The sequence below is a fragment of the Pseudomonas mendocina genome (assembly GCF_003008615.1).
GTDB classification, from domain to species: domain Bacteria; phylum Pseudomonadota; class Gammaproteobacteria; order Pseudomonadales; family Pseudomonadaceae; genus Aquipseudomonas; species Aquipseudomonas mendocina_C.
In genome coordinates this window covers 5,000,473-5,026,628 of sequence record NZ_CP027657.1, presented here as the reverse complement: position 1 = coordinate 5,026,628, position 26,156 = coordinate 5,000,473, and the positions used below count along the sequence as shown (strand labels likewise).

29 protein-coding genes, 4 tRNA genes and 2 pseudogenes are annotated in these 26,156 nt (G+C 59.5%); 19 read left to right on the top strand and 16 right to left on the bottom strand.

Going from position 1 to position 26,156, the window contains the following annotated elements; translation table 11 throughout:
- Nucleotides 1-141: 141 nt before the first annotated feature.
- Nucleotides 142-813 carry a hypothetical protein gene (locus C7A17_RS23255; protein WP_106741088.1) on the top strand — a complete coding sequence of 224 codons (672 nt, stop codon included), beginning with the start codon at nucleotides 142-144 and terminating at the stop codon, nucleotides 811-813.
- Here C7A17_RS23255 and C7A17_RS23250 read toward each other — a convergent pair.
- Nucleotides 785-1,018, bottom strand: a pseudogene (locus C7A17_RS23250) (Fic family protein); the annotation flags it as partial. The gene C7A17_RS23255 and the pseudogene C7A17_RS23250 overlap by 29 nt on opposite strands.
- Before the next feature lie 111 nt (nucleotides 1,019-1,129).
- On the opposite strand from C7A17_RS23250, the gene C7A17_RS23245 reads away from it, so the two are divergent.
- The 6 genes and pseudogenes from C7A17_RS23245 to C7A17_RS27285 form a co-directional block, all read left to right on the top strand.
- Entirely contained in the window at nucleotides 1,130-1,543 is a 414-nt protein-coding gene (locus C7A17_RS23245) for a DUF4124 domain-containing protein (protein ID WP_158704703.1), read from the top strand.
- Nucleotides 1,515-2,003: a DUF4124 domain-containing protein gene (locus C7A17_RS23240; RefSeq protein WP_158704702.1), complete on the top strand. Its 489-nt coding sequence runs from the start codon at nucleotides 1,515-1,517 to the stop codon at nucleotides 2,001-2,003. Before C7A17_RS23245 ends, C7A17_RS23240 begins: the two co-directional genes overlap by 29 nt.
- 38 nt (nucleotides 2,004-2,041) lie before the next feature.
- A complete protein-coding gene (locus tag C7A17_RS26850; RefSeq protein ID WP_158704701.1) occupies nucleotides 2,042-2,200 on the top strand; it encodes a hypothetical protein in 159 nt (52 codons plus the stop codon).
- Between the two features lie 228 nt (nucleotides 2,201-2,428).
- Entirely contained in the window at nucleotides 2,429-3,043 is a 615-nt protein-coding gene (locus C7A17_RS26845) for a hypothetical protein (RefSeq protein WP_158704700.1), read from the top strand.
- A gap of 378 nt (nucleotides 3,044-3,421) precedes the next feature.
- The gene (locus tag C7A17_RS26975; RefSeq protein WP_199796365.1) at nucleotides 3,422-3,586 is read left to right on the top strand and encodes a hypothetical protein; all 165 of its coding nucleotides are present in this window, start codon (nucleotides 3,422-3,424) and stop codon (nucleotides 3,584-3,586) included.
- A pseudogene (locus C7A17_RS27285) lies at nucleotides 3,531-3,698 on the top strand (integrase); the annotation flags it as partial. The gene C7A17_RS26975 and the pseudogene C7A17_RS27285, both read left to right, overlap by 56 nt.
- A 70-nt stretch (nucleotides 3,699-3,768) precedes the next feature.
- Here C7A17_RS27285 and C7A17_RS23230 read toward each other — a convergent pair.
- The 7 genes from C7A17_RS23230 to C7A17_RS23200 all read right to left on the bottom strand — a co-directional run bounded on the left by C7A17_RS23230 (nucleotide 3,769) and on the right by C7A17_RS23200 (nucleotide 7,545).
- Nucleotides 3,769-3,855 (bottom strand) — tRNA-Leu (locus C7A17_RS23230).
- Nucleotides 3,856-3,975: 120 nt separating this feature from the next.
- Nucleotides 3,976-4,049 (bottom strand) — tRNA-Cys (locus C7A17_RS23225).
- Nucleotides 4,050-4,087: 38 nt separating this feature from the next.
- Nucleotides 4,088-4,163: transfer RNA gene (locus tag C7A17_RS23220), tRNA-Gly, on the bottom strand.
- 67 nt (nucleotides 4,164-4,230) lie between these two features.
- Nucleotides 4,231-4,791, bottom strand: a complete 561-nt coding sequence (gene pgsA, locus C7A17_RS23215) for a CDP-diacylglycerol--glycerol-3-phosphate 3-phosphatidyltransferase (RefSeq protein WP_106741080.1) — start codon at nucleotides 4,789-4,791, stop codon at nucleotides 4,231-4,233.
- Nucleotides 4,792-4,824: 33 nt separating this feature from the next.
- Nucleotides 4,825-6,648 (bottom strand): excinuclease ABC subunit UvrC, encoded by a 1,824-nt coding sequence (uvrC, locus tag C7A17_RS23210; protein ID WP_106741078.1) that lies wholly within the window; start codon nucleotides 6,646-6,648, stop codon nucleotides 4,825-4,827.
- A 2-nt stretch (nucleotides 6,649-6,650) separates the two neighbouring features.
- The gene (gene gacA, locus C7A17_RS23205) at nucleotides 6,651-7,295 is read right to left on the bottom strand and encodes a response regulator transcription factor GacA (RefSeq protein WP_106741075.1); all 645 of its coding nucleotides are present in this window, start codon (nucleotides 7,293-7,295) and stop codon (nucleotides 6,651-6,653) included.
- Between the two features lie 162 nt (nucleotides 7,296-7,457).
- Nucleotides 7,458-7,545: transfer RNA gene (locus C7A17_RS23200), tRNA-Ser, on the bottom strand.
- Nucleotides 7,546-7,674: 129 nt separating this feature from the next.
- On the opposite strand from C7A17_RS23200, the gene C7A17_RS23195 reads away from it, so the two are divergent.
- From C7A17_RS23195 to C7A17_RS23165, 7 genes are all read left to right on the top strand, one after another.
- Nucleotides 7,675-8,343 (top strand): Bax inhibitor-1/YccA family protein, encoded by a 669-nt coding sequence (locus C7A17_RS23195; RefSeq protein ID WP_106741073.1) that lies wholly within the window; start codon nucleotides 7,675-7,677, stop codon nucleotides 8,341-8,343.
- 136 nt (nucleotides 8,344-8,479) lie between these two features.
- The gene (gene tusD, locus C7A17_RS23190; protein ID WP_106741070.1) at nucleotides 8,480-8,872 is read left to right on the top strand and encodes a sulfurtransferase complex subunit TusD; all 393 of its coding nucleotides are present in this window, start codon (nucleotides 8,480-8,482) and stop codon (nucleotides 8,870-8,872) included.
- Nucleotides 8,873-9,232, top strand: coding sequence for a sulfurtransferase complex subunit TusC (gene tusC / locus C7A17_RS23185; RefSeq protein WP_106741067.1), 360 nt, complete (start codon nucleotides 8,873-8,875; stop codon nucleotides 9,230-9,232).
- Nucleotides 9,232-9,531, top strand: coding sequence for a sulfurtransferase complex subunit TusB (tusB, locus tag C7A17_RS23180; protein WP_106741064.1), 300 nt, complete (start codon nucleotides 9,232-9,234; stop codon nucleotides 9,529-9,531). The genes tusC and tusB overlap by 1 nt, the downstream gene beginning before the upstream one ends.
- Nucleotides 9,528-9,863 (top strand): TusE/DsrC/DsvC family sulfur relay protein, encoded by a 336-nt coding sequence (locus C7A17_RS23175; protein WP_106741061.1) that lies wholly within the window; start codon nucleotides 9,528-9,530, stop codon nucleotides 9,861-9,863. Before tusB ends, C7A17_RS23175 begins: the two co-directional genes overlap by 4 nt.
- On the top strand, nucleotides 9,860-10,855 hold the full coding sequence (locus C7A17_RS23170; protein WP_106741058.1) for a glycosyl transferase family protein: 996 nt from the start codon (nucleotides 9,860-9,862) through the stop codon (nucleotides 10,853-10,855). Before C7A17_RS23175 ends, C7A17_RS23170 begins: the two co-directional genes overlap by 4 nt.
- A 73-nt stretch (nucleotides 10,856-10,928) precedes the next feature.
- The gene (locus C7A17_RS23165) at nucleotides 10,929-11,933 is read left to right on the top strand and encodes a glutathione S-transferase family protein (RefSeq protein ID WP_106741055.1); all 1,005 of its coding nucleotides are present in this window, start codon (nucleotides 10,929-10,931) and stop codon (nucleotides 11,931-11,933) included.
- A gap of 49 nt (nucleotides 11,934-11,982) precedes the next feature.
- Here C7A17_RS23165 and cysG read toward each other — a convergent pair whose 3' ends face one another.
- From cysG to ftsK, 6 genes are all read right to left on the bottom strand, one after another.
- Entirely contained in the window at nucleotides 11,983-13,371 is a 1,389-nt protein-coding gene (gene cysG, locus C7A17_RS23160; protein WP_106741052.1) for a siroheme synthase CysG, read from the bottom strand.
- A gap of 143 nt (nucleotides 13,372-13,514) precedes the next feature.
- Nucleotides 13,515-14,795 carry a serine--tRNA ligase gene (gene serS / locus C7A17_RS23155; protein WP_106741050.1) on the bottom strand — a complete coding sequence of 427 codons (1,281 nt, stop codon included), beginning with the start codon at nucleotides 14,793-14,795 and terminating at the stop codon, nucleotides 13,515-13,517.
- Between the two features lie 80 nt (nucleotides 14,796-14,875).
- Nucleotides 14,876-15,256 (bottom strand): fluoride efflux transporter CrcB, encoded by a 381-nt coding sequence (gene crcB / locus C7A17_RS23150; protein ID WP_106741047.1) that lies wholly within the window; start codon nucleotides 15,254-15,256, stop codon nucleotides 14,876-14,878.
- A complete protein-coding gene (locus C7A17_RS23145) occupies nucleotides 15,253-16,578 on the bottom strand; it encodes a replication-associated recombination protein A (RefSeq protein WP_106741044.1) in 1,326 nt (441 codons plus the stop codon). The genes crcB and C7A17_RS23145 overlap by 4 nt, the downstream gene beginning before the upstream one ends.
- Nucleotides 16,579-16,581: 3 nt before the next feature.
- Nucleotides 16,582-17,208: an outer membrane lipoprotein periplasmic chaperone LolA gene (gene lolA, locus C7A17_RS23140; protein ID WP_106741042.1), complete on the bottom strand. Its 627-nt coding sequence runs from the start codon at nucleotides 17,206-17,208 to the stop codon at nucleotides 16,582-16,584.
- 122 nt (nucleotides 17,209-17,330) lie between these two features.
- Nucleotides 17,331-19,739 (bottom strand): DNA translocase FtsK, encoded by a 2,409-nt coding sequence (ftsK, locus tag C7A17_RS23135; RefSeq protein WP_394337052.1) that lies wholly within the window; start codon nucleotides 19,737-19,739, stop codon nucleotides 17,331-17,333.
- 194 nt (nucleotides 19,740-19,933) lie between these two features.
- Here ftsK and trxB point away from each other — a divergent pair, with 194 nt between their 5' ends.
- From trxB to infA, 4 genes are all read left to right on the top strand, one after another.
- Nucleotides 19,934-20,884 (top strand): thioredoxin-disulfide reductase, encoded by a 951-nt coding sequence (gene trxB / locus C7A17_RS23130; RefSeq protein WP_106741036.1) that lies wholly within the window; start codon nucleotides 19,934-19,936, stop codon nucleotides 20,882-20,884.
- Nucleotides 20,885-20,938: 54 nt separating this feature from the next.
- The gene (gene aat, locus C7A17_RS23125; RefSeq protein WP_106741033.1) at nucleotides 20,939-21,631 is read left to right on the top strand and encodes a leucyl/phenylalanyl-tRNA--protein transferase; all 693 of its coding nucleotides are present in this window, start codon (nucleotides 20,939-20,941) and stop codon (nucleotides 21,629-21,631) included.
- A gap of 191 nt (nucleotides 21,632-21,822) precedes the next feature.
- Nucleotides 21,823-22,530: an arginyltransferase gene (locus tag C7A17_RS23120; RefSeq protein WP_106741031.1), complete on the top strand. Its 708-nt coding sequence runs from the start codon at nucleotides 21,823-21,825 to the stop codon at nucleotides 22,528-22,530.
- 137 nt (nucleotides 22,531-22,667) lie between these two features.
- Nucleotides 22,668-22,886, top strand: a complete 219-nt coding sequence (gene infA / locus C7A17_RS23115; protein WP_002553999.1) for a translation initiation factor IF-1 — start codon at nucleotides 22,668-22,670, stop codon at nucleotides 22,884-22,886.
- A gap of 95 nt (nucleotides 22,887-22,981) precedes the next feature.
- On the opposite strand, the gene clpA is transcribed toward infA, so the two are convergent.
- Together clpA and clpS are read right to left on the bottom strand one after the other, a co-directional pair.
- The gene (gene clpA / locus C7A17_RS23110) at nucleotides 22,982-25,252 is read right to left on the bottom strand and encodes an ATP-dependent Clp protease ATP-binding subunit ClpA (RefSeq protein ID WP_106741029.1); all 2,271 of its coding nucleotides are present in this window, start codon (nucleotides 25,250-25,252) and stop codon (nucleotides 22,982-22,984) included.
- 29 nt (nucleotides 25,253-25,281) lie between these two features.
- Nucleotides 25,282-25,644 (bottom strand): ATP-dependent Clp protease adapter ClpS, encoded by a 363-nt coding sequence (clpS, locus tag C7A17_RS23105; protein WP_106741026.1) that lies wholly within the window; start codon nucleotides 25,642-25,644, stop codon nucleotides 25,282-25,284.
- Nucleotides 25,645-25,876: 232 nt separating this feature from the next.
- Between clpS and cspD the strand changes: the two genes are divergently transcribed.
- On the top strand, nucleotides 25,877-26,146 hold the full coding sequence (gene cspD, locus C7A17_RS23100) for a cold shock domain-containing protein CspD (RefSeq protein WP_106741024.1): 270 nt from the start codon (nucleotides 25,877-25,879) through the stop codon (nucleotides 26,144-26,146).
- The last annotated feature ends 10 nt before the right edge of the window (nucleotides 26,147-26,156 follow it).

Below are 26,156 nucleotides of genomic sequence, written 5' to 3'. Positions count from 1 at the left end.
GTGGCAACGATGTGAAGGATCAGCGAAGGAATGATGACAAATGCATCACATGCGCCAACTGACATTGACCTGGGAGCACTTGTGTCTTCTGCGTTACGCTTATCGACAGCATTGGAAACCAACCGACTACAGGGAACAGTCATGCGCTCACAGCTTATCGCCGCCCTCGCCTTTTCTGCCGCGGCCTCCGCCTTCGCGGCACCGCCCACACCGCCGTCGTCCACACAGATTGCCGCCTGGTCGCCCGAAGAGATCAACGAACAGGGGCCGACGATCGAAAAGCTGCTGCCTGTAACGCTCAAAGGCGGCGAACAGGCCTACCTCGCCTCGGTTTCCTACGAGAATGCCGGGCGTAACTTCTGGGCCGGCTACCTGCTCGTCCGCCCGGAGATCGGCGAAGCGCGCCCCCTGGAAGAGTTCGGCGGCCAGTACAACCAGATCCGCACCCTGGACGACTACAGCGACAGCCATTCAGCCGTCATCATCGGTGGCGCCGGCTCGGGCCAGGGATCATCAGAGGCCAGCTACGCGCTGGTGGTTTTCGATGGCTGGTCACCCAAAACTCTTTTCACTGCCAGCGAATCCGACAACTCCGGCAACTGCGGCGCCTACGTGGAGCGCGACTGCGAGGGCAATGACGTGTTCATCAACGTCTTCGAGGGCGACAGCACCAGCAAGCGCATCGGGCTGGCCGTCACCAACGTCAAATACCGCTCGCCAGACCCCGAAACGACGCCCTATGAGTACAGCCATGAGTCGCAGTTGGTGTTCGTGGAGAATCCGATCACAAACCAACGACAGGTTCGGGAATGAAGCCTTCGTCTCGTAGCGCTTTTACAACGCCGCGAATCAGATAGTTGTTGGAGAAACCTATCGTGTACTGCCTGGCGCCCTCAACTACCGGGCGAAGCATGCCCTGATCGACCAGCTTCTTGAGCTGGTAGGTTCGCTGATTGGCGGTCAACCCAGGCAACGCGGGCGCCAAGTCCGACGATTTCACCATACCTTTCTTGTTGGCGAGAGAGACACCGGAGTCTCTCGCTCAAGAGATCATGGACTGTGCGGTTTAGCGCCACCATCACACCTAGCGGTGATACACGCAGGTATTCAGGGAGGGAAGCCCATACGCTTGCTACTTGCTCTCGTCATAGTCGCGGCAATTGCACCGGATCATGCTGCTGCGCAAATCTACAAATACTCCGACAGCCAAGGTCGCATCACCTTTTCCTACAAGCACTGCGCTGGCGCAGCGGCAAGTTCGGAGTGCGCCCGCAACACCTCCAGCAACCCATCGCAGCAGGCGGCAAGCGCGGCGCGGGATGCAAAATGGGAGGAAGTCCGAGGTTTCTACTACGTGGAGATACCGCAGCTCGAGCGCGAAGCTACTGAGTTGATGGCCTCGCCAGATCGCTCTGGATCGGGAAATGGCTGGAAGGCGCAGCAAGGCCGCGAGGCCTTCAAAGATCTGGAGCGAGCCTGGGAGAGAAGCGCCGAGACCCAAAGGAGGTACGACAATGCGCTACACCAGCTTGATGGTTATTAGCGCCCTACTCTGTGCGCAGTCGGCCGTGGCCGCCATCTACAAATGCACGGACTCAACGGGACACACATCATTTTCCAGCACGCCTTGCGGCGGGGCTATTGCCAGCGATGAAAACCGCATAGAGGCAAAGGCCGCGAATATCGGCGGCTCGTTGGGTGTATCGGAAGAGCAGAAGAACGCCTGGCAGCAAGAGCGCGAGGCAACAACCTTTGCTCCTCCACCGTCGGCAGCCAGAAGCTACTGCAAGTCCTATTCAAGCACGACGCTCAGAACACTGATCGTGAGCAATAGCGTTGAACCAGGGATGGATGCCGGCTCTGTGGCACGCTCATGGGGAGAGCCCCACGCCGTGAACGGCGGCGAGCCTGTGCAGTGGGTTTATCGTTGGCCGCAAGAAACCTCCTATGTGTACTTCATCGACAACTGTGTCTGGCAGGTCGAGGGTGGCTACAAGCGATAGATGCGGTCTACGCTAAAACCTCTGCCCAGGAGGTTTCCATGACAGACCCTCTGCTCGCCCTGCTCTACCGCCTCAACCAAAACCAGAACGCCCTGGCAGCAGCCATCGAGGAACTGGCTATATGGGTCGGGCAGCGCGGCTCGGTCAAGCATGCCAGCCAGGTCAAACTGCACTGTGGTGATGGGGCTGTTGAATGAAACGGACGGCCTGCACCTGGTGTTCGACGACGAGGGCAATGTGCAGGTGAGCTTGGAGGGCGTCGAGGAGTGCGAAAGGGGCAAGGGCATTGAGGAGGCTCCATTCTAAAGGGCCTGCAGAGTCGATTTCTACCGTCCTAGATCCGCTGTTTAAAACTGCTGCTAACCTTTCAGACTAGTTCGGATAGAACGGACAATACGACCTTCACATGCATAAGGAAGTGGGCGATGGACGCGGAAGCTGCAAAGATATTGTTTGAGAGTACGATTCTTCCAGCATTTAAAGTTCATTACTCAGCTATGGATGACAAAACTCAGTTTTTCGTAGATGAAGAAAATAATGAAATCGACGGTGCGGGAAGCCCAGGATTGGTGCAGTTATCACGAGGAGCATGTGATGAGCCAGACTGGTTAGTGAATTTTGCTATTGCTCATGAGACGGCGCACGGCGTAGTTTTTTTAGAGTGTAATGCGCAGGGAGTTTCAGTTCCTCAAGCACAGGATTACGGCCGAAAGAAGCATGAAGCATGGGCTGGCTTGATAGCGACCAAAGTGTTGATGGCTCAGCTCCCTGATGTTTGGGCCTTGGTTGAAGCACAGCTACATGTCCTCGCCAACAAATTGGGTGGGTCAGCAGTAACTGCCTCACACCCCACTGGCAACAAGCGTGTTGAGCTTATAAGAGAATATGCATCCGCTTATGTTCAAGCGGAAACCCCGAAGTCAAAAGGTTTTCTAAGAACAATTTTTTGCTGTGGTTCAGCGCCCAATAATCCTGTACTTCGTCGAGAGAAAGCATTTAATTCTTGTTTCAAGAAAATCAACAACTCGACTAATTTTTAAACGAGGAAGCTCAAGTTTCATGCGCATTCGTCACTAGCCAAGTGCTGGGCGCCTTGGTAAAGGCATTGCTGCCGTCTACTAGCATCTACAGGTGTGCCGAGAGCTACAGTCTTTATCAGGGAATGGATGAGGCCACCGGCATGAATTGGTTGCGAGCAGGGATGTTGTCGTGGGAAGTGGTAACGGTCGTTCTGGCGGGCTGCCCTAGCACTGGTGATTTGGGCTGGACGAGGCTGGGCAGTTGACGAGTTTTGGCCGTCTTGCGGGGATATATAAGGCTGTTTCAGAGTTCGACAGCCTGGTCGCCAGGCATCCTGGGTTTCAGCGGCTTGGCCTGGGCCCACTTCTTCCAAGAGTCAGGGAGGGCCTAGAGTGGAAATGAGCGATCAAGCAATGCAGCTGCTGCGCGATTGCGGCCTGACGATAGAGCTCGAGGCTGTCATGCTGAATGCTCGAACCTTCAAGGCCGCCGGCAAGGAAGATACCGAAGGCAGATTTCCAGTTCGGGGATCTGCGCGCAAAGGCTGGTACCGACAAGGCTGAATCGAGCGGAGACATCCTGCAGGCACGGGATCAACTCGGGCACACAACCGTCGTCATGACCGAGCAGTACATCAGGGAGCGAAGAGGTAAGAAAATCACGCCGACCAGATGAATTGCGGAAAAACTTCAGGATTGCGGAAAAGCATTGCGCTCTATCCCAATCCCGAAACCCGCATGAATCATGGTGCCCGAAGCCGGACTCGAACCGGCACGCCATTGCTGGCGAGAGATTTTAAGTCTCCTGCGTCTACCGATTTCGCCATTCGGGCGGTAGCGCTGTGCGAAGGGCGGACTATATACAGCCCTCCGCATCCTCGCAAGGCATGCAAAAGCAACCTGAGAGAATGAAAAAGGCCTCGTAAATCATGGATCTACGAGGCCTTTTGGATTGGAGGCTGAGGTCGGAATCGAACCGGCGTTCACGGATTTGCAATCCGGTGCATAACCACTCTGCAACTCAGCCTTAAATCAAACGAGCCGCCTTGGCGACTCGTGTAAAACTGGAGCGGGAAACGAGACTCGAACTCGCGACCCCGACCTTGGCAAGGTCGTGCTCTACCAACTGAGCTATTCCCGCTTGTCTTGTCGACGGGCGCCATTCTATAGATTCGAATCGCGCCGTCAACCCTTTGATTCAAAAATACTTATTTCTTTTCCGAGGTCGTGCTGAGGTGCGGCCAGGCGGCCAGCAGGTACTGCAGCATCGACCACAAGGTCAGCACCGCAGCGATCACCAGCAGGGCATAACCTAGGATGACCCAGAAGGTGAAAACGGGCGGATTAGCCAGCAAGATGACCAGCGCCACCATCTGCGCCGCGGTTTTCCACTTGCCCAGATTGGATACTGCTACATGCGCACGCGCACCCAGCTCGGCCATCCATTCACGCAGAGCGGACACCACGATTTCGCGGCCGATGATGATCGCCGCAGCCAACGTCAGCCATAGATTGGAATGCTCGGCTGCCAGCAGCACCAGAGCCACCGCTACCATCAGTTTATCCGCCACCGGATCCAGGAAGGCACCGAAGGGAGTGCCCTGCTCCCAGCGACGTGCCAGGTAGCCGTCAAGCCAGTCGGTGAATGCAGCGATGGCGAATACCGCGCTGGCAGCCCAATAGCTCCAGGAGAACGGCAAATAGAACAGCAGGATAAAGACCGGGATCAGTAGAACCCTGAGCACGGTTAGCAAGTTGGGGATATTCATCAAGACAACTAGGCTGCGAGGTGAGCGGGCATTCTACTCGCTGTGCAGAGTGGCATAAATCAACTCTGCGAGCTTTTTGCTGATTCCAGGCGCTTTGGCAATTTCCTCGGCACTGGCGCGAGACAGTTCTTGTAGACCGCCGAAGTGATTGAGCAGTTCACGCCGCCGCTTGGGGCCAATGCCCGCCACTTCCTCCAGGCTCGAGGTGCGCCGGGCTTTGCCCCGTCGAGCCCGGTGACCGGTGATAGCGAAGCGGTGCGACTCATCGCGAATCTGCTGAATGAGGTGCAATGCTGGCGAGTTGCCCGGCAAGGTGAACTCGTGTTCGGCATCATTGAGGTACAGCACTTCGAGGCCAGGCTTGCGCGTGGTGCCTTTGGCCACGCCGAGCAGGATCAGGTCCGGCACAGCCAGCTCCTGGAGTACCTCCCGGGCCATTGCCAATTGACCCTTGCCACCGTCGACCAGCAGCACATCGGGCAACTTGCCTTCGCCATCCTTCACCTTGCTGAAGCGCCGGGTCAGGGCCTGGTGCATAGCCGCATAGTCGTCGCCAGCGGTTATACCTTCGATATTGAAGCGGCGGTAATCGGACTTCAGTGGGCCTTCCGGGCCGAAAACCACGCAGGAGGCGACCGTCGCCTCACCACTGGAGTGACTGATATCGAAGCACTCCATACGCTGCGGCGGCTCATCCATCTCCAATACGTTTGCCAAAGCCTCAAAACGCTCAGCCATATGCTCGCGGTTGGCCAGGCGCGCTGCCAGTGCCTGCTCGGCATTGGTAACGGCCAGTTGTTGCCAGCGCGCACGGGTTCCACGAACCCGATGACTGATGGACAGGCTGCGACCGCGCAGCGATTCGATGGCCCCGATCAGCGTGGCGAAATCCTCATGCTGCACGTTGACGATCAGTTCGCTCGGCAGATCGCGCTCGGCATTGCCCAGGTAGTACTGGCCGAGGAAAGCCATCAGCACATCCCCGCCCTCCTCCTCGATTGCCACCTGGGGGAAGAAGTTCTTGCTACCCAGCACGCGCCCACCACGCACACTGATCAAGTGCACACACGCACCACCCGGATTGAGCATGACGGCGACGATGTCGACATCGCCAGTACCGCCTTCCATGCTCTGCTGATCCTGCACTCGGCGCAGCAAGGCAATCTGATCGCGCAGCTCGGCGGCTCGTTCGAATTCAAGCGCCATGGACGCCTTTTCCATGCCGGCGGAAAGCTCGTCGCTCAGTGCATTGCTACGGCCATCGAGAAACATCACTGAGTGACGCACATCCTCTGCATATTCCTCAGGGCTGACCAGGCCAACACAGGGCCCCTTGCAGCGCTTGATCTGATATTGCAGGCACGGCCTGGTGCGATTCCTGTAGTAACTGTCCTCACACTGGCGAACCAGGAAAGTTTTCTGCAGCAGACTGAGACTTTCGCGAATCGCCAGGGCGCTGGGATAGGGGCCGAAGTAACGCCCTTTGGCCTTCTTCGCACCGCGGTGAATCCCGAGGCGCGGGAAGTCGCCGTCGGAGAGAAACACATAAGGGTAGGACTTATCGTCACGCAGCAGGATGTTATACGGCGGCCGCCATTCCTTGATCAGCGTCTGCTCGAGCAGCAGCGCCTCGGTCTCGTTGGCAGTGATGGTGGTTTCGATCTGCGCGATACGTGCGACCAGTGCTGCTGTCTTGGGCGCCTGGCCGGTTTTGCGGAAATAGCTGGAGAGACGTTTCTTGAGGTTCTTGGCCTTGCCGACGTACAGCAACCGGGCGTCACCATCGAACATGCGATAGACACCGGGGCGACCACTACAGGTCGCCAGGAAGGCGCTCGAATCGAATGATGCGGACATTTTCAGTTAACGGCGTCAACCATGCCATGGCGTACCGCAAGCAGAGCCAGCTCGACGTCGCTGGTGATGGAGAGCTTCTCGAAGATACGGTAGCGGTAGGTGTTGACCGTCTTCGGCGACAGACACAGCTTGTCCGAGATGTTCTGCACCTTGTGGCAGTTGGCGATCATCAGAGCGATCTGGATTTCGCGCTCGGACAGCAGATCGAAGGGTGAACCATTGTTCTGCGGCTGGAAGGACTTCAGTGCCAGTTGCTGAGCAATTTGCGGGTCGATGTAGCGCTGGCCGGCGAATACCAGGCGAATAGCTTGAACCATTTCATCGAGCGCGGCGCCCTTGGTCAGGTAGCCAGCAGCGCCTGCTTGCAGCAGGCGGGTCGGGAAAGGATCCTCCTCGCACACCGTGACCGCGACAACCTTGATATCAGGATGACTGCGCATCAGCTTGCGAGTAGCTTCAAGACCGCCGATGCCGGGCATCTTGACGTCCATCAACACCACGTCGGGCTTGAGTTCACGCACCTTGAGCAGGGACTCTTCGCCGGTGCAGGCCTCACCTACGACTTGCAGACCATCGATGTCAGCGAGCATACGAGTGATGCCCGTGCGAACCAGATCGTGGTCGTCTACTACCAGCACCCTAATCAATCGCCACCTCGTTGCACTTTGTCAGCCACCGTGCAACGACGGTGAGGTTGAACTTTTCGATCACCTTAGCAAAAAGCCAGGATCAGACCTAGCTTGGCGTACGGGAGCCAAAAAGCAAGCGCCAGATTAAGGTCGAGAATTGCATCAAGGCAAATAGAGAATTGGCGGAGGCGGTGAGATTCGAACTCACGGATAGTTGCCCATCGACGGTTTTCAAGACCGTTGCCTTAAACCACTCGGCCACACCTCCGCAGCAGTGCGGGCGGCAATCTTACCGGAACGCAACACACTGTCAAACTCTAAGTCTTGGCAGGCAACCTTGCTCTGTTATGATCCAGTACATTCGATTTCGAAAGCCTCGTGCCACAGGAGCGTCGCCATGCAAGAGCGAGATTACGCACTCAACCACTCCCAGGTTGAACAACAGGAAGTCAGCAGCGTTCTGCGCAATACCTATGGCCTACTGGCCATCACCTTGGCCTTCAGCGGCCTGGTTGCCTTTATTTCTCAGCGCGCCAACGTCCCCTACCCGAACATCTTCGTGGTGCTGATCGGTTTCTATGGTCTGTTTTTCCTCACCGCCAAGCTGCGCAACTCTTCGTGGGGCCTGCTTTCTACCCTCGCACTGACCGGCTTCATGGGTTACACCCTGGGCCCGATCCTCAACCGTTACCTGGGCATGGCCAACGGCGCTGAAGTCATCAGCTCCGCCTTCACCATGACCGCACTGGTGTTCTTCGGTCTGTCCGCCTATGTGCTGACCACTCGCAAGGACATGAGCTTCCTGAGCGGCTTCATCACCGCCGGCTTCTTCGTTCTGCTGGGCGCCGTGGTTGCGAGTTTCTTCTTCCAGATCAGCGGCCTGCAACTGGCGATCAGTGCCGGCTTCGTGCTGTTCTCCTCGGCCTGCATCCTGTTCCAGACCAGCGCGATCATCCACGGCGGTGAGCGCAACTACATCATGGCGACCATCAGCCTGTATGTTTCGATCTACAACCTGTTCATCAGCCTGTTGCAGATCTTCGGCATCATGGGCGGCGACGACTGATTTCGAGTCTCGCCTTGCAAAAAGCCCGCTTCGGCGGGCTTTTTCTTGGGCGCCTGTTCGACCAACCTCAGCGATTTTTTGTCTGCCAGACGCGCCAGGCCTTATCATTGACCCAGTTTTACTCGCCGGACACCTCATGAAGTTTGCCATCGCCCTGTTCGCCGCCCCGCACCTCCCTGCTTCTCGCCGTGCACTGCGTTTTGCCCAGGCGGCACTGGCTGGCGGCCATGAAATCGTTCGCCTGTTTTTCTATCAGGATGGCGCGCACAGCGCCGCCAGTAATGTCGTCACCCCCCAGGACGAGCTGGATCTACCCAAAGAGTGGCGCGAGTTCGTCACCCGTAATGAGTTGGACGCAGTGGTTTGCATCGCTGCGGCACTACGACGAGGCGTACTCAATGCCGAAGAAGCGCAGCGTTATTCACGCCCTGCCGCTAATCTCGAGGCACCGTGGGATCTATCCGGGCTGGGCCAATTGCATGAAGCGGCACAGCAGGCCGACCGGCTTGTCTGCTTCGGAGGCTCGTGAGTGAGCAAGTCACTATTGATCATCAGCCGCCAGGCGCCCTGGAGCGGCCCTGGCGCACGTGAAGCGCTGGATATCGCGCTGGCTGGCGGCGCCTTCGATCTGCCGATCGGCATGTTGTTTCTCGACGATGGCGTTTTCCAGCTGAACTCCGGACAGCAACCCGGCCAGTTGCAGCAGAAAGATCTTGGCGCGAACCTCCAGGCCCTGCCGATGTTCGGCGTAGAGGATCTGTACGTCAGCCAGCGCAGCCTGGCCGAACGTGGCCTGAGCGACACAGAACTGAATCTGGCGGTACAGCGACTCGACGACGCAGCGCTGACCGCCCTCCTCGATCGTTATGACCAGGTGATCACCCTCTGATGGCCACCCTGCACATCCTTTCCCACTCGCCGTTCGCCGATAGCCGCTTGGCCAGTTGCCTGCGCCTGTTAGGCGCCCATGATGCAGTACTGTTCTGCGGCGATGCGGTCTACGCACTGCAACCCGGCACCGCCAACCTGCAAGCGCTGCAATTGATGCCTACCAGTGTCGCGCTCTACGCATTGGACGAAGACCTCAGCGCACGCGCCCTAAAGGCGCCCGAGCGCACACAGGTGGTGGACTATCCAGGGTTCGTCGAGCTGTGCACCCGCTACGCAAAGGTCAACAGCTGGCTATGAGCCCCCTTAACGTCGCTGGGCATGAAATTACCCTGGACAAGGACGGCTATCTGGTCGACCTGCAGGATTGGTCACGCCCCGTAGCCGAGGCGCTAGCCGCAGCAGAAGAGCTGCAGTTGAGTGACGAACACTGGGAAATCCTCGAACTGCTACGTGCCTTCTACGACGAGTTCCAGCTATCGCCAGCCAATCGCCCGCTGATCAAGTACGTGGCTCTGAAACTGGGCACGGACAAAGGTAACAGCATGCACCTCAATCGCCTGTTCAAGGGCACGCCCGCCAAACTCGCTGCCAAACTCGCTGGCCTGCCGAAACCGACCAATTGTCTATGAATCTGATCACACCTGCCGAACACCCTTTCGCCCAGTTCGTACGCATTCTCGGCAAGGGCAAGCGCGGCGCACGCGGGCTGACCCGTGAAGAAGCCCGCGAAGCCATGGGCATGTTGCTCGATGACAAGGTCGAGGACACCCAACTCGGCGCCTTTTTGATGCTGTTGCGACACAAGGAAGAGAGTGCCGAGGAGCTCGCCGGCTTCACCGAAGCCATCCGCCCAAGACTCTGTGCTCCTGCCATTCAGGTCGATCTGGATTGGCCCAGCTATGCCGGCAAGAAACGTCACCTGCCCTGGTACCTACTGGCGGCCAAAGCCCTGGCCGCAAGCGGCGTTCGTATCTTCATGCATGGCGGCGGTGCGCATACCGCCGGGCGCATGTATACCGAGCAGTTGCTGGAGCAACTGTGCATCCCGTGCTGCAATGACTGGCAGGCAGTGGCAAAAGCACTTGATGAACAGGGCCTGGCTTACAGCTACCTGGGCAACTGGATGCCGGCGCTCCAGCGCATGATCGACCTGCGCAACACACTAGGCTTGCGCTCGCCCATCCATTCTCTGGCACGGGTAATCAACCCGCTCGGCGCCCGCTGCGGGCTGCAAAGCATCTTCCACCCTGGTTATCAGGCCGTGCATCGCGAAGCCAGTCGCCTGCTGGGTGATCACGCCATCGTGATCAAGGGCGAAGGTGGCGAGATCGAGGTCAACCCGGACGGAGCGTGCCATCTCCACGGCACGCTCGATGGCGAGGACTGGGATGAAGAATGGCCCGCACTGTCAGCGCAGCGCCATGTCAAACCTGAGCGACTCGACCCTGCCGTGCTGGGCGCCTTCTGGCATGGAGAGCATGATGATGCATACGGTCGACTGGCAGTGATCGCTACCATGGCCACCGCGCTGCGTGGGCTGGGCTTGGCTCGCGAAGAGGCGTTCCAGCAGGCCCAGCAGCGCTGGGATGCACGCTTTCAATCTAATCAGCCGATCAGTTAAGCCAGCTTTTTCCACCGTTCAATCGACTTCATAACGTTAGACTCCAGATTCATTCAAAACGGAGGCACGCGTTATGGGCTTGCTGATCGATGGACGCTGGCATGACCAGTGGTACGACACCGGCAACAGTGGCCGCTTCCAGCGCGAAAGCGCACAACGCCGCAACTGGGTAACCGCAGACGGTAGCGCTGGACCAAGCGGTGACGGCGGATTCAAGGCTGAAGCCGGGCGTTATCACCTCTATGTATCCCTGGCCTGCCCCTGGGCCCATCGCACCCTGATCCTGCGCAAGCTCAAAGGCCTGGAATCACTGATCGACGTATCCGTGGTGAGCTGGCTGATGCGTGAACAGGGCTGGACGTTCGATCACAACTTCGGCTCCAGCGGCGACCATCTCGACAACCTGAACTACATGCATCAGCGCTACACCGCCGATGACTGTCATTACACCGGCCGCGTCACCGTACCGGTGCTGTGGGACAAGCAGACTGACGGCATCGTCAACAACGAGTCGGCGGAAATCATCCGCATGTTCAACAGCGCGTTTGATGGCCTGACCGGCAACGGTCTGGACTTCTACCCCGAGCCACTGCGTGAGCAGATCGACCAACTCAACGAGCGCATCTACCCGGCAGTGAACAACGGCGTTTACCGCGCAGGCTTCGCCACCACTCAGGAAGCCTACGAAGAGGCCTTCGACGAACTATTCACCATGCTCAATGAGCTGGAAGCGCTGCTGGGTGAAAAGCGCTATCTGGCCGGCGAATACCTGACCGAGGCGGACATTCGCCTGTTCACCACACTGATTCGCTTCGATGCTGTCTATCACGGGCATTTCAAGTGCAACCTGCGACGCATCGAGGATTACCCGAACCTGTCCAACTGGCTACGCGAGCTGTACCAGTGGCCAGGTATCGCCGAAACGGTAGACTTCACCCATATCAAATCGCACTACTACGCCAGTCACGCCACCATCAATCCGACTGGTGTGATTCCCAAAGGACCACTTCAAGACTTCACGCGAAGTCATGATCGCAACCGGCTACCGGGCAAGGGCGTGTTTCAACGCAAGCGCTGATGGCTGGGGTCGGTAATGCTTAGTAAGCATTATCGGCCCCGACAAGGAGTCAGACGCTTCCTTGTGCGCCCTCGAACCAGGCCAGCTTGTCACGCAGAGTGACCACCTCACCGACAATGACCAGGGTCGGCGCATGCACTTCGTGCTCGGCCACCAGCTCCGGCAAGGTTTCCAGAGTACCCGTGAATACCCGCTGATTCTGCGTAGTGCCCTGCTGCACCAGTGCCGCAGGCGTAGCGCCTGAACGACCGTGGGCAATCAACTGCTCGCAGATAGCCGGCAGCCCGACAAGCCCCATGTAGAACACCAGAGTTTGCCCGGGCGCTACCAGATCCCGCCACGGCAGGTTGCTGCTGCCATCCTTGAGGTGCCCGGTGACGAAGCGCACCGACTGCGCATGGTCGCGATGGGTCAGCGGAATACCCGCGTAGGCCGCGCAGCCCGAGGCAGCGGTGATGCCCGGCACGACCTGGAAGGGAATGTCCTCGGCGGCCAGTTGCTCGATCTCCTCGCCACCACGGCCAAAGATGAACGGATCGCCACCTTTCAGGCGCAGGACGCGCTTACCCTGACGAGCCAGGTCGATCAACAACTGGTTGATCTGTTCTTGCGGCACCGCGTGATCGGCGCGACGCTTGCCGACATAGATGCGCTCGGCATCACGACGGCACAGCTCGATGATAGCGGGCGCTACCAGGCGGTCGTAGAGCACGACATCGGCTTGCTGCATCAGGCGCAGGGCGCGGAAGGTCAAAAGATCCGGGTCACCTGGCCCGGCACCAACCAAGTACACCTCGCCCAGCGCACGCGGCGCCGCGCCGGCCACACGCGCCTCCAGCAGGCGCTCGGCCTCTTCCGGCTTGCCGGCAAAAACGCTCTCGGCGATCTGCCCCTGAAAGACATCCTCCCAGAACACGCGGCGCTGCTGCACGTCGGGAAACAGTTGCTTGACCCGCTCACGGAAACGCTTGCCCAGGTTGGCCAGTTGGCCGTAGGTGGCCGGGATCCAGGTCTCGATCTTGGCGCGGATCAGCCGTGCCAGTACCGGCGCATCGCCGCCACTGCTGACCGCAACGATCAGCGGCGAGCGGTCGACGATGGCGGGAAAGATCACGCTGCACAGCGCGGGCGCATCCACCACGTTGACGGGAATGCCCAGTGCCTGGGCATCGGTGGAAATCTGCGCATTGAGCGGCACGTCGTCGGTAGCGGCGATGACCAGGGCCACGCCCTGCAAATCACTGCTCGTATAGCCGCGCAGAAAGATACCGTCAGAACCGGCCAGCGCCTGCAACTCACTACGAATCTCCGGGGCGACCACTCGCAGACGTGCGCCGGCGTCGCTCAACAGGCGCGCCTTGCGCAGCGCGACCTCGCCACCACCGATCACCAGTACCGGGCGATCCTGCAGCTTGTGAAACAGCGGAAGGAATTGCATCAGATCAGCCTCATCAGAGGTCGGTCGTAGGGTGCGCCGCGCGCACCAGACTACGGTGTAAGGCCCTGGTGCGCATGGCGCACCCTACCTCCATTGAAACGGGGCAGCTGCTAACGCCCCGTTTTATGCGTCGTGATGGCCTGTCAGCCGATCACGTCGAGACCGCCCATATAGGGTTTCAGGACCTCGGGAACACGGATGCTGCCGTCAGCCTGCTGGTAATTCTCCAGTACCGCCACCAGGGTGCGACCCACCGCGAGGCCAGAGCCGTTGAGCGTGTGCAGCAGTTCCGGCTTGTTGGTTTCCGGATTGCGGTAGCGCGCCTGCATGCGGCGCGCCTGGAAGTCGCCGCAGTTGGAGCAGGAAGAAATCTCGCGATACTTGTCCTGGCTCGGCACCCATACTTCCAAGTCGTAAGTTTTCACCGCGGAGAAGCCCATATCGCCCGTGCACAGGGCCAGCTTGCGATACGGCAGCTCCAGCAGTTGCAGGACGCGCTCGGCGTTGGCGGTCATGCTTTCCAGGGCCTCGAAGGACTTGGAAGGCTCGACGATCTGTACCATCTCGACCTTGTCGAACTGGTGCTGGCGGATCATCCCGCGCGTATCGCGACCCGAGGCGCCCGCTTCGCTGCGGAAACACGGCGTATGGGCGACGAACTTCAGCGGCAGCTGTTTGGCATCGAGGATTTCGCCGGCAACGATGTTGGTCAGCGACACTTCCGCCGTTGGGATCAGGTACAGGTCGGCCTGATCTTCACGGCCGATCTTGAACAGGTCTTCCTCGAACTTCGGCAACTGACCGGTGCCCTGCAGTGCCGGCGCCTGCACCAGGTAAGGGGTGTAAGCCTCTTCATAACCGTGCTCACCGGTGTGCAGGTTGATCATGAACTGCGCCAGGGCGCGATGCAGGCGCGCGATGGGCCCGCGCAGCAGGGCGAAACGAGCGCCGGAGAGTTTGGCAGCGGTCTCGAAGTCCAGCCAGCCATGCTGCTCGCCAAGGGCGACGTGATCCTTGATCTCGAACTCGAAGCTGCGCGGCGTGCCCCAGCGCGCCACCTCGACATTGCCGTCTTCATCGGCGCCGACCGGCACGGACTCGTGCGGCAGGTTGGGAATGTTCAGCAGCAGGTTGTCCAGCTCGCTCTGGATAGCGTCCAACTCACGCTTACCAGCTTCCAGGTCGTTGCCCATCTGATCGACTTCCGCCAGCAACGGCGCGATGTCTTCGCCGCGCGCCTTGGCCTGGCCGATGGACTTGGAACGGCTGTTGCGCTCGGCCTGCAGTTGCTCGGTGCGCACCTGCACCGACTTGCGCTGACTCTCCAGGGCCTCGAAGCGGGCGACGTCGAGGACGAAGCCACGGGTGGCGAGGCGCTCGGCGATTTCGGTGAGTTGCGTGCGGACGAGTTTGGAATCGAGCATGTTCGGGTCTCAATACATCGGCGAAAAAGGGTTGCGGCCACCAGCGTGACGCGGGTTGCCGAGTGTAAAGCTTTAGCGGGTCAGGATGCCAATCGGGCCAGCAGCAATCCGCACCAGGCAGCGAGAAGGCCGCCCAGTACACTGCACAACAAGTAGCCGGCGGCTTCGAATAGTCGTCCACTTTCCATCAGCTTGAGGATTTCCAGGCTGAAGGAGGAAAAGGTGGTGAAGCCGCCGAGAACGCCGGTGATCAAACCCACGCGCAGCTCCAGCGGCAGCTCGGTACGCGTCAGGAACAAACCGGAGAGCAGGCCGATCAGCAGGCAGCCGAAGAGGTTGACGGCCAGTGTGCCGACATAGAAGTGCCTCGGCCACTGTCCGGCCACCCAACTGGAGGCGAGAAAACGCAGTACGGAGCCCGCTGCCCCGCCCAGCGCAACGGCAAGCGCGACGCGAATCATGGTTTCCTCCGCTGACGCGAGCTATTGGCATCGAGCTGACGCAGGTGCTGCAGCTTGTCGCGGATCTTCAGCTCCAGGCCGCGTGGCACCGGGTCATAGTACTGGCGCGGCTGCAGGTTTTCGGGGAAGTAATCCTCACCCGCCGCATAGGCATCAGGCTCATCATGGGCGTAGCGGTATTCATCGCCATAGCCAAGTTGCTTCATTAGCTTGGTCGGCGCGTTGCGCAGGTGCAGCGGTACTTCTTGCGAGCCCTGCTCGGCAGCGTCACGCATGGCTGTCTTGAAGGCCGTGTACACCGCGTTGCTCTTCGGTGCGCAAGCGAGATAGACGATGGCCTGTGCCACCGCCAACTCGCCTTCCGGGCTACCCAGGCGCTCCTGCACGTCCCAGGCATTGAGGCACAGGGTCAGTGCACGCGGGTCGGCGTTGCCGATGTCTTCACTGGCCATGCGCACCACGCGACGGGCGATATACAGCGGGTCGCAGCCGCCGTCGAGCATGCGCGCGTACCAGTACAGTGCACCGTCCGGGCTGGAGCCGCGCACCGACTTGTGCAGCGCGGAAATCTGGTCGTAGAAGGCCTCGCCCCCCTTGTCGAAGCGACGCCTGCTGTCGCCTAGCAGGTTCTGCAGCAACTCCACGCCGATCTCGCTAGCATCCTCGGCCAGGTCGGCGGCGTTCTCGAGGAAGTTGAGCAAGCGACGGCCATCGCCATCGGCAGCGGCCAGAAGAATCTGAAAGGCCTCGTCCGGTAGGCTGAGATGGCGATCACCCAGGCCTTTCGGGTCGCTCAACGCGCGATTGACCAGCTTGCGCATCGCCGCCTCGTCGAGGCTCTTGAGCACATAGACGCGGGCACGCGACAACAGTGCATTGTTCAGCTCGAACGAGGGATTCTCGGTGGTGGCACCGATGAAGATCAGCGTGCCGTCCTCCACGTAGGGCAGAAAGGCATCCTGCTGGCTCTTGTTGAAACGATGCACCTCATCGACGAAGAGGATGGTGCGACGACCGTACTGAGCGGCGTGTTGCTGAGCCACCTCGACAGCCTGGCGGATTTCCTTGACCCCGGAGAGCACCGCGGAGATGGTCTCGAAGTGGGCATCGGTAACCTTGGCCAGCAAGCGGGCCAGTGTGGTCTTGCCCACGCCTGGCGGCCCCCAGAAGATCATCGAGTGCAAAGCGCCCTGCTCCAGCGCCTCACGCAGCGGTTTGCCCGGCCCCAGGACATGCTCCTGCCCGACATATTCGTCCAGGCTGGTAGCACGCAAACGCGCAGCCAGAGGCTGCGCGACGGGTTGGCGACCGAACAGATCCACGATTTACTCCTGGATGACGTCCGCACCTTCCGGAATGTCGAAGCTGAACAGGTGATCTTCGACCGGCTCGTTCATCTTCACATTGAGGAACAGGATATTGGTGCGCTGACCGATGCTGTCGATCAACTGCATGTCATTGAGCACACGATTGCGGAACGACAGGCGCAGGCTGTCGAACAGACTGTCCTTGGCCTTGGGCTTGAGAATGAAATCGACCACGCTACCGCCTTCCTTGTAGTCGATCTCGAAGTTCTCACGAATCTGCGACACATCGCCAGAGAGCAGCAGCGCCGGCGTGTGGGTAAGGCGCTGATCGAGCGTCTGGATGGTCACTTGCTCCAGATCCGGATCGTACAGCCAGACCTTTTCGCCGTTGGATACCAGCAGTTGTTCCATCGGCTGATCCGTGTGCCAGCGGAACATGCCCGGACGTTTGAGCACCAGTTGCCCTGCGGTTTCCTGCAGTTGAGTGCCGCTGGCGTCGAGGGTCAGTTGGGAAAAGCGCGCACTGATGGTTTGCGCCTGGCTAAGCAGTTCGCTCAGGCGCTTGGTGGCCGCCTCTTCATCGGCCTGGGCGGTCAGCAGGGTAAAACTCAGAGCAGCCAGCATCAGCAGGCGAATAACACGCATATGAACCCCTTGAGTCCGTTAAGGATGGCGAGGTGAGTCCGCACCTCGCATTGCTCGGCCGCTTGTGGCGACCGTGGAATCTTGTAGACCGCGAGACGAGCGGTTTGTCCGTGGTGCGACCGTCAGTCGCGCGCAGAACCTGGCGCGAGCACCTCGCGCGAACCGTTGGTATTCATCGAGCTGACCACGCCGGCCATTTCCATCGCCTCGATCATTCGCGCGGCGCGGTTGTAGCCAATCTTCAGCTTGCGCTGCACGGCGGAAATCGATGCACGACGACTCTCCAGCACGAAGTTGACGGCCTCGTCGTACAGCGGATCTTCCTCACTGCCCTCGCCACCTTCACCACCGCTGCTGCCTTCGAAGCCGCCGCCACCCTCTTCGGCACCAGCGAGGATGTCCTCGTTGTAATCCGGTGCGCCACGCAGCTTCCAGGCTTCGACCACACGATGCACTTCATCGTCCGAGACGAAGGCACCGTGAACACGAATGGGCAAACTGGTGCCGGGCGGCATGTAGAGCATGTCACCGTGGCCAAGCAGTTGTTCGGCACCACCTTGGTCGATGATGGTGCGCGAGTCGATCTTGCTCGACACCTGGAACGCCATACGAGTCGGGATGTTGGCCTTGATCAAGCCGGTGATCACGTCCACCGACGGGCGCTGGGTGGCGAGAATCAGGTGAATACCGGCCGCACGTGCCTTCTGCGCGATACGAGCGATCAGCTCTTCGACCTTCTTGCCGACGATCATCATCATGTCGGCGAATTCGTCGACCACGACGACGATGGTCGGCAACGGTTTGAGCAGAGGCGCTTCGTCTTCCATGCTTTCGCGGCGAAACAGCGGATCAGCCAATGGCTCGCCAGCCTCGATTGCATCCTTGACCTTGCGGTTGAAGCCCGCCAGGTTGCGCACGCCCATCTTCGACATCAGCTTGTAGCGCCGTTCCATCTCGGCAACGCTCCAACGCAGGGCGTTGGCCGCTTCCTTCATGTCGGTCACGACCGGGCAAAGCAGGTGCGGAATGCCTTCGTAGATCGACAACTCGAGCATTTTCGGGTCGATCATGATCAGCTTGGCGTCTTCCGGACTGGACTTGAACAGAATCGACAGAATCATCGCATTCACGCCCACCGACTTACCGGAACCGGTGGTGCCCGCCACCAGCAGGTGGGGCATCTTGGCCAGATCGGTGATAACAGGCTTGCCGCCAATGTCATGCCCCAGCGCCAGGGTCACCGGCGACTTGGCATCATCGTATTCGGGGGTCGACAGCACTTCGGAGAAGCGCACGATCTGGCGATTCTCGTTGGGAATTTCGATACCAACGGTGGTCTTGCCGGGAATGACCTCCACGACACGCACGCTGGTCACGGCCAGCGAACGCGCCAGATCCTTGGCCAGGTTGGCAATGCGGCTGACCTTTACCCCTGCCGCAGGCTGAATTTCATAGCGAGTGATCACCGGGCCCGGATGGATCGAATCCACCGCTACCTCGACGCCAAACTCCTTGAGCTTGATCTCCAGCAGGTGGCCGACACCCTTGAGCGACTCGGGTGAGTACTCGACCTTCTTGGCTTCTGCAGGGTCGAGCAGGGAAATCGGTGGCAAGGTGCCTTCCACGGCACTGTCTACGAACAATGGCGCTTGCTTTTCCTTCTGTACCCGCTTGCTCGGTTCCGGTGCCTTGGCCACAGGTGGTGGCGCGATCACTGGCGCAGGGCGCTTCTCGCGCTCGCTCATGTGCTTGCTCAGCGACTCTTCTCGCTCGAGCAGGCGCTCCTTGACCTTGGCCTGTTCACGACGATCGGAAGCGACTGGTGCGGCGACTTCGATAACGCGCTCATCCAGCTCACGCAGTTGCGCCACCATCTGTTTGCGCTCACTGCGCGCATTCCACCAGCCGGTGATGGCGCCATGAATCAGCTCGATCAGGTCGAGGGTGATCTTGCCGGTGAGATCCATCACGCGGAACCACGACAGGTCGGTGAAAACGGTCAGGCCGAATAGGAACAGTGCCAGGAACAGCAAGGTGCTGCCCTGCACGTTCAACGCATGCACGGCCAGGTCGCCGAGGCTGGCGCCGAGCATACCGCCACCAGAACCTTGCATGCCGGCAGCCGCAGAAAAATGAATATCTCCCAGCGCCGCGCCGGAGAGGATCAGGAACACCAGACCGATGCTGTGCCAGGAGAACAGCCAGCCGTTCCAGTGCCAGGGTTGATTGCGCGTGCGAAACACCTGCCAGGTCTTGGCTGCCAGCAGGAGTGGGAAGATGTAGGCGAAGTAACCCAGCGCACCGAACAGTGCGCTGGAGAGCCAGGCGCCAATGCTGCCGCCGGCGTTGATGATGCGCTCGACCTGCACGCTGTTGTCCCACGCCGGATCGGCGACGTTGTAGGTCAACAGTGCCATCAGCAGGTACAGGCACATCGCGCCCAGGGCGATCAATGCGCCTTCCTTCAGTCGATACTGAAGCTTCTGACGCCAGTCGATAATCTGGGTGGTGGAATTCTTCAAAACAGCCATTTCCTGCGCCCTTGGCGCGTCCATCTGATGGTTAACCGCAGAAGCGGCCTATTGTAGGGCCAGCCTGACGCCGAGGCCAATTGCCAAGCTCCCGCACCCACCCCGCTTCGGTGTAGCATAGCCGCCAGCAGCTTCCATGCGGCTCAATTGGAGCACGCATTCTCTTTTGTGACAAAGGCTTATGGGGTTTTTTTATGAGCGAAGTCAAGCATTCCCGCCTGATCATCCTGGGTTCCGGCCCTGCCGGTTACAGCGCCGCCGTTTATGCTGCGCGCGCCAACCTCAAACCCGTTGTCATCACCGGCATCCAGCCTGGCGGCCAGCTCACCACGACCACTGAAGTGGACAACTGGCCGGGTGACGTCGAAGGCCTGACCGGCCCAGCGCTGATGGAACGCATGCAAAAGCACGCCGAGCGCTTTGACACCGAGATCATCTACGACCACATCCATACCGCCGAGTTGCAGAGCCGCCCATTCATTCTCAAGGGTGACAGCGGCACCTATAGCTGCGACGCGCTGATCATCGCCACTGGCGCCAGCGCCCAATACCTGGGCCTGCCGTCGGAAGAAGCCTTCTCCGGCAAGGGTGTTTCCGCCTGCGCCACCTGCGACGGCTTCTTCTATCGCAACCAGGTGGTTGCCGTGATCGGCGGCGGCAACACCGCTGTGGAAGAAGCGCTGTACCTGTCGAACATCGCCAAGGAAGTGCACCTGGTACACCGCCGCGACAAGCTGCGCTCGGAGAAGATTCTGCAGGACAAGCTGTTCGACAAGGTCGAAAACGGCAACATGCGCCTGCACTGGAATCACACCCTGGACGAAGTTCTGGGTGACCAGACCGGCGTTACCGGCGTGCGCCTGAAAAGCACTGAAGATGGCAGCACCAAGGAGCTGGCCCTGGCCGGCGTATTCATCGCCATCGGCCACAAGCCCAACACCGAGCTGTTCGTCGGTCAACTGGACATGCATGACGGCTACCTGAAGATCAAAGGCGGCAGCGAAGGCAATGCCACTGCCACCAGCATCGAAGGCGTGTTCGCCGCCGGCGACGTGGCCGATCACGTCTATCGTCAAGCCATCACTTCGGCTGGCGCAGGCTGCATGGCCGCGCTGGATGTCGAGAAATTCCTCGACGGCAATTGATGGATAAGGGCGAGTGCACCACTCGCCCTCCCCTCCTCCGCTGGACAAGCGCGCATGCTGACTTGGCTGCAACGTGACTCCCTGCAGTTCCCGCCGCTGGCGAAAGCCATGCGCGAACCCAATGGCCTGCTGGCTGCCGGCGGCGACCTGAGCGCCGACCGCCTGGTCAGCGCCTATCGGCATGGCTGCTTCCCCTGGTTTCAGGATGGCCAGCCGATTCTCTGGTGGTCACCCGATCCGCGCACGGTACTGCTTCCCGAGGAACTGCATGTTTCTCGCAGCCTGGCCAAACTGCTGCGCCAACAACGCTATCGCGTCACCTTCGACCAGGACTTTCCATCCGTCATAAAGGCCTGCGCCGAGCCACGCGCCTATGCCGATGGCACCTGGATCACCCGCGGCATGCAGGAGGCCTATCTACAACTGCATCAGCGCGGCTTCGCTCATTCCGTGGAGGTCTGGAATGGGGACGAGCTGGTTGGCGGGCTTTATGGCCTGGCCATGGGCCAGCTATTTTTCGGCGAGTCGATGTTCAGTCGCGCCGACAACGCCTCCAAGGTCGGCTTCGCCACACTGGTTGGCAAGCTACTGGACTGGGGCTTCGTGCTCATCGACTGCCAGATGCCCACGCAGCATCTGCACAGCCTCGGCGCCAGATCCATCCCACGCGCCACGTTCGCTGAGTATCTGCAACGCCATCTCGATCTGCCCAGCCTGGCGCAGTGGGCTAACCAGGAGTTCGCGTAGGGCGCACTCGACTCGAGTTCCTGCTTCGTTCTACCGCCTGCATCCATGCAGTCGTCGCAAAGCATTACGCTGCTTGGCCCGACGGACTGCTCGCTGGCGCTCCTGAGTCCGCCCTACACTTCTGAACCACTTGCAGCTTGCTGCCGAACTTGGCTTACACTCATAGGCAAGGCTTTACCCGAGACGCGACCATGACCGAGCTGGCCCGCCTGAAGTTCTACGCCACTCAACCCCATCCATGCAGCTATCTGCCGGAGGAGCAGGCAACTACCCTGTTCCTCGACCCCAGTCAGCCCATGGATGTGTTGGTCTATGCGGAACTTTCGGAAATGGGCTTTCGCCGCAGCGGCGATCACCTTTACCGGCCGCACTGCCAGCAGTGCACCGCCTGCATCCCAGCACGCATTCCGGCTAACCTGTTCACTCCTACGCGCCAACAACGGCGAATCCTCAAGCGCAACGAAGACATCAGCGTACGCTCCGTACGCCCGGTTTTCTCTGAGGAGTACTACTCGCTGTACGTGCGCTATATCGAGCAGCGCCATGCCGACGGCGACATGTATCCACCCAGTCGAGATCAGTTCTCCACCTTTCTGGTACGCGACCTGCCCTTCTCGCGCTTCTATGAGTTCCGCCTGCAAGGTCGACTCGTCGCGATCGCCGTTACCGACCTTCTGCCAAATGGTCTCTCGGCGGTCTACACCTTCTATGACCCAGCTGAAGAGCGCCGCAGCCTTGGCCGCTTCGCCATCCTATGGCAAGTCGGCGAGACCGCACGCCTGGGCCTGGAGGCCGTCTATCTTGGTTACTGGATCAAGAATTGCCGCAAGATGAACTACAAAACCCAGTACCGCCCGATCGAACTCTTCGTCAATCAGCGCTGGACGCTGCTCACCTAGACCCGTTTACCACCCTCAAGTCAGCTCGACGAACCAAGCCCCTTGGCGCAGCCCCCTGTTTTCGGGCACAATGCACGCCGCTTTTGCCTGGCGCCAGTTGCACCGGGCCATTTCCTGGATACCGAGGGCTTTACTGCATGTCGAAAGAAGACAGCTTCGAAATGGAAGGCACTGTCGTCGACACCCTGCCCAACACCATGTTCCGCGTGGAGTTGGAAAACGGGCACGTCGTTACCGCGCACATCTCCGGCAAGATGCGCAAGAACTACATCCGCATTCTCACTGGTGACAAGGTGCGCGTCGAGCTGACACCTTATGACTTGAGCAAGGGTCGCATTACCTACCGCGCCCGTTAAGCCAAGCACCAAACGAAAACGCCCGGCATATGCCGGGCGTTTTCGTTGGTTCGCTGAAAGCCACCAGGGCTTTCAGCGACTTTGAGGCCATTCGATCAGGCGACCTCCGCCGCCGTCTCGAACTCGAAACTTGGTTCGCCATCCTTGATGTCGACGTGCACCACGCCGCCATGCTCGGCCAGTTCGCCAAAGAGGATTTCCTCCGCCAGCGGACGCTTGATCTTGTCCTGGATCAGGCGTGCCATCGGTCTGGCTCCCATCATCACATCGTAACCGCGCTCGGCCAGCCAGCTGCGCGCAGCATCACTGACCTCCAGCGTGACACGCTTGTCTTCCAGCTGCGCTTGCAGTTCGGTGAGGAACTTGTCGACGATGCTCTTGATGGTTTCGTGACTGAGACGACCAAACTGGATGATGGTGTCCAGGCGGTTGCGGAACTCCGGCGTGAAGCTCTTCTTGATGACTTCCATGGCATCGGTGGAGTGATCCTGCTGAGTGAAGCCGATCGAGGCACGCGACGCAGTTTCCGCGCCGGCGTTGGTGGTCATGATCAGGATCACGTTGCGGAAATCCGCCTTGCGCCCGTTGTTATCGGTCAGAGTGCCGTGATCCATCACCTGCAGGAGCAAGTTGAAGACTTCCGGATGCGCCTTCTCGATTTCATCGAGCAGCAGCACGCAATGCGGCTGCTTGGTAATCGCCTCGGTCAAAAGGCCGCCCTGATCGAAACCGACATAGCCGGGTGGCGCACCGATCAGACGCGAGACGGTATGCCGCTCCATGTACTCGGACATGTCGAAGCGTACCAGTTCAATACCCATGGCCTTGGCCAACTGCCGCGCGGCCTCGGTCTTGCCGACACCGGTAGGACCGGCAAACAGGAAGGAACCGACCGGTTTGTCTGGCGCCTTGAGCCCGGCACGCGACAGCTTGATCGCGGTTGCCAGCGAATCGATGGCAGCATCCTGGCCGAACACGGTGAGCTTGAGGTCACGCTCCAGGTTACGTAGCAGCTCTTTGTCGGAACTGGAGACATGTTTTGGCGGAATTCGCGCGATCTTCGCGACGATGTCCTCGACCTGCGCCACCTCGATACGCGGTACGCGCTTGTCTTCAGGCTGTAGACGCTGGTAAGCGCCGGCTTCGTCGATCACGTCGATGGCCTTGTCCGGCATATGCCGATCATTGATGTAGCGCGCAGCAAGCTCGGCGGCGGCACGCAAGGCTTCATCGCTGTACTCAATATGGTGATGCTGCTCGAAGCGCGCCTTGAGCCCCTTGAGAATGCCGTAAGTGTCATCCACGGAGGGCTCGACAACATCGACCTTCTGGAAGCGCCGCGCCAGGGCGCGATCTTTTTCAAAGATGCCGCGAAACTCCTGGAAGGTGGTCGAACCGATGCAGCGGATCTCGCCAGACGACAGCACTGGCTTGAGCAGATTGGAAGCATCCATCACGCCGCCCGATGCAGCACCCGCACCGATGATGGTGTGGATCTCATCGATGAACAGAATGGCGTGCGGGCGCTTGCGCAGTTCGTTGAGCAGCGCCTTGAAGCGTTTCTCGAAATCGCCACGGTATTTGGTGCCGGCCAGCAGCGCGCCAAGGTCGAGCGAATAGACCACGCTGTCTGCCAGCAGATCAGGCACCTGCTCATCGACGATGCGCTTGGCCAGGCCTTCCGCAATAGCGGTTTTGCCTACCCCTGCCTCACCCACCAACAACGGGTTGTTCTTGCGGCGGCGCGCGAGAATCTGCGCCACGCGCTCGACCTCGTGCTCACGCCCGACCAGCGGGTCGATACGCCCCTGACGAGCCAATTCATTCAGATTACTGGCATAAGCATCGAGCGGATTGCTTGAAGCAGACGATTCACCGCCCTCCTCATCCTGCATTTCCTGGTCGTGCTCATGCTGATCGCCATGTCCCGGCACCTTGGAAATGCCATGGGCGATGTAATTGACCACATCGATACGCGCCACGCTCTGCTGCTTGAGCAGGAACACGGCCTGGCTTTCCTGCTCGCTGAAGATCGCCACCAACACATTGGCGCCGGTCACTTCGCGCTTGCCAGAGCTCTGCACATGAAACACCGCACGCTGCAAGACTCGCTGAAAGCCCAGGGTCGGCTGAGTTTCGCGCTCTTCGTCATGCTGAGGAATCAACGGCGTGGTGGAGTCGATGAACTCCTGCAAATCGTGGCGTAGCTTGTCGAGGTTGGCCCCACAGGCGCGCAGCACACTGGCTGCAGCCTCGTTATCCAGCAAGGCCAGTAGCAGGTGTTCGACCGTCATGAATTCATGACGCTTGGCACGGGCCTCCTTGAAAGCCAGATTGAGGGTGACTTCGAGCTCTCGATTCAACATAGCTTCACCTCATACCCAAGTGGCCGGCGTTAACCGTCCTTCTCTATTTCACAGAGTAGCGGATGCTGGCTCTCTCGCGCGTATTGGTTGACCTGCATTGCCTTGGTCTCCGCAATATCGCGGGTGTAAACACCACACACCGCACGCCCTTCTGTATGGACGGCCAGCATGATCTTGGTCGCCAGCTCCCGATTCATGCCGAAAAAGGTTTCAAGCACTTCGACGACGAAATCCATCGGGGTGTAGTCGTCATTGAATAAGACCACCTTGTACATCGGTGGTGCCTGCAATGCTGGCTTGGATTCCTGAACAGCAACACCAGAGGAATCATCCTCATGCTCTGCCGGGCGATCCTGATTGAATGTTAGTCGAATCTGGCTACTTGCATGCATGCTGAAATCAGAGGTTCAGGGCCGGGCGAACAGGGATGCTAGAGGGAGTTTGACTGAGTTCTCAGCCGTCCGCCGCATAGCCTTGACTATCGGCAAAAGGGTGTTACAACCAATGAATACCCTATTAGCGGGTATCAGGGGTTCCGCACTTTCGCCCAGCCTGGTTGGTTATCGTGCGGAATCGAAGTGGATGATACTCCAGAGATGGAGTCCTTTGCAGAGGGATATCAGCATGCTCAGCGGTAAGGTCAAGTGGTTCAACAACGCCAAAGGCTACGGATTCATCCTGGCCGACGGCCGAGATGAGGACCTGTTCGCCCATTACTCGGCCATCCAGATGGAAGGTTATAAAACGCTCAAAGCCGGCCAGCCGGTTCGCTTCGAGATCGTGCAAGGCCCCAAAGGCCTGCATGCGGTCAATATCAGTGCCGCCACCAGCAGCCAGGAAGCTCCTGCAGCTGTATCGGTGCAACAGAACGCCGCGAGCACTGCCGAAGCCTGATGATCCCTGG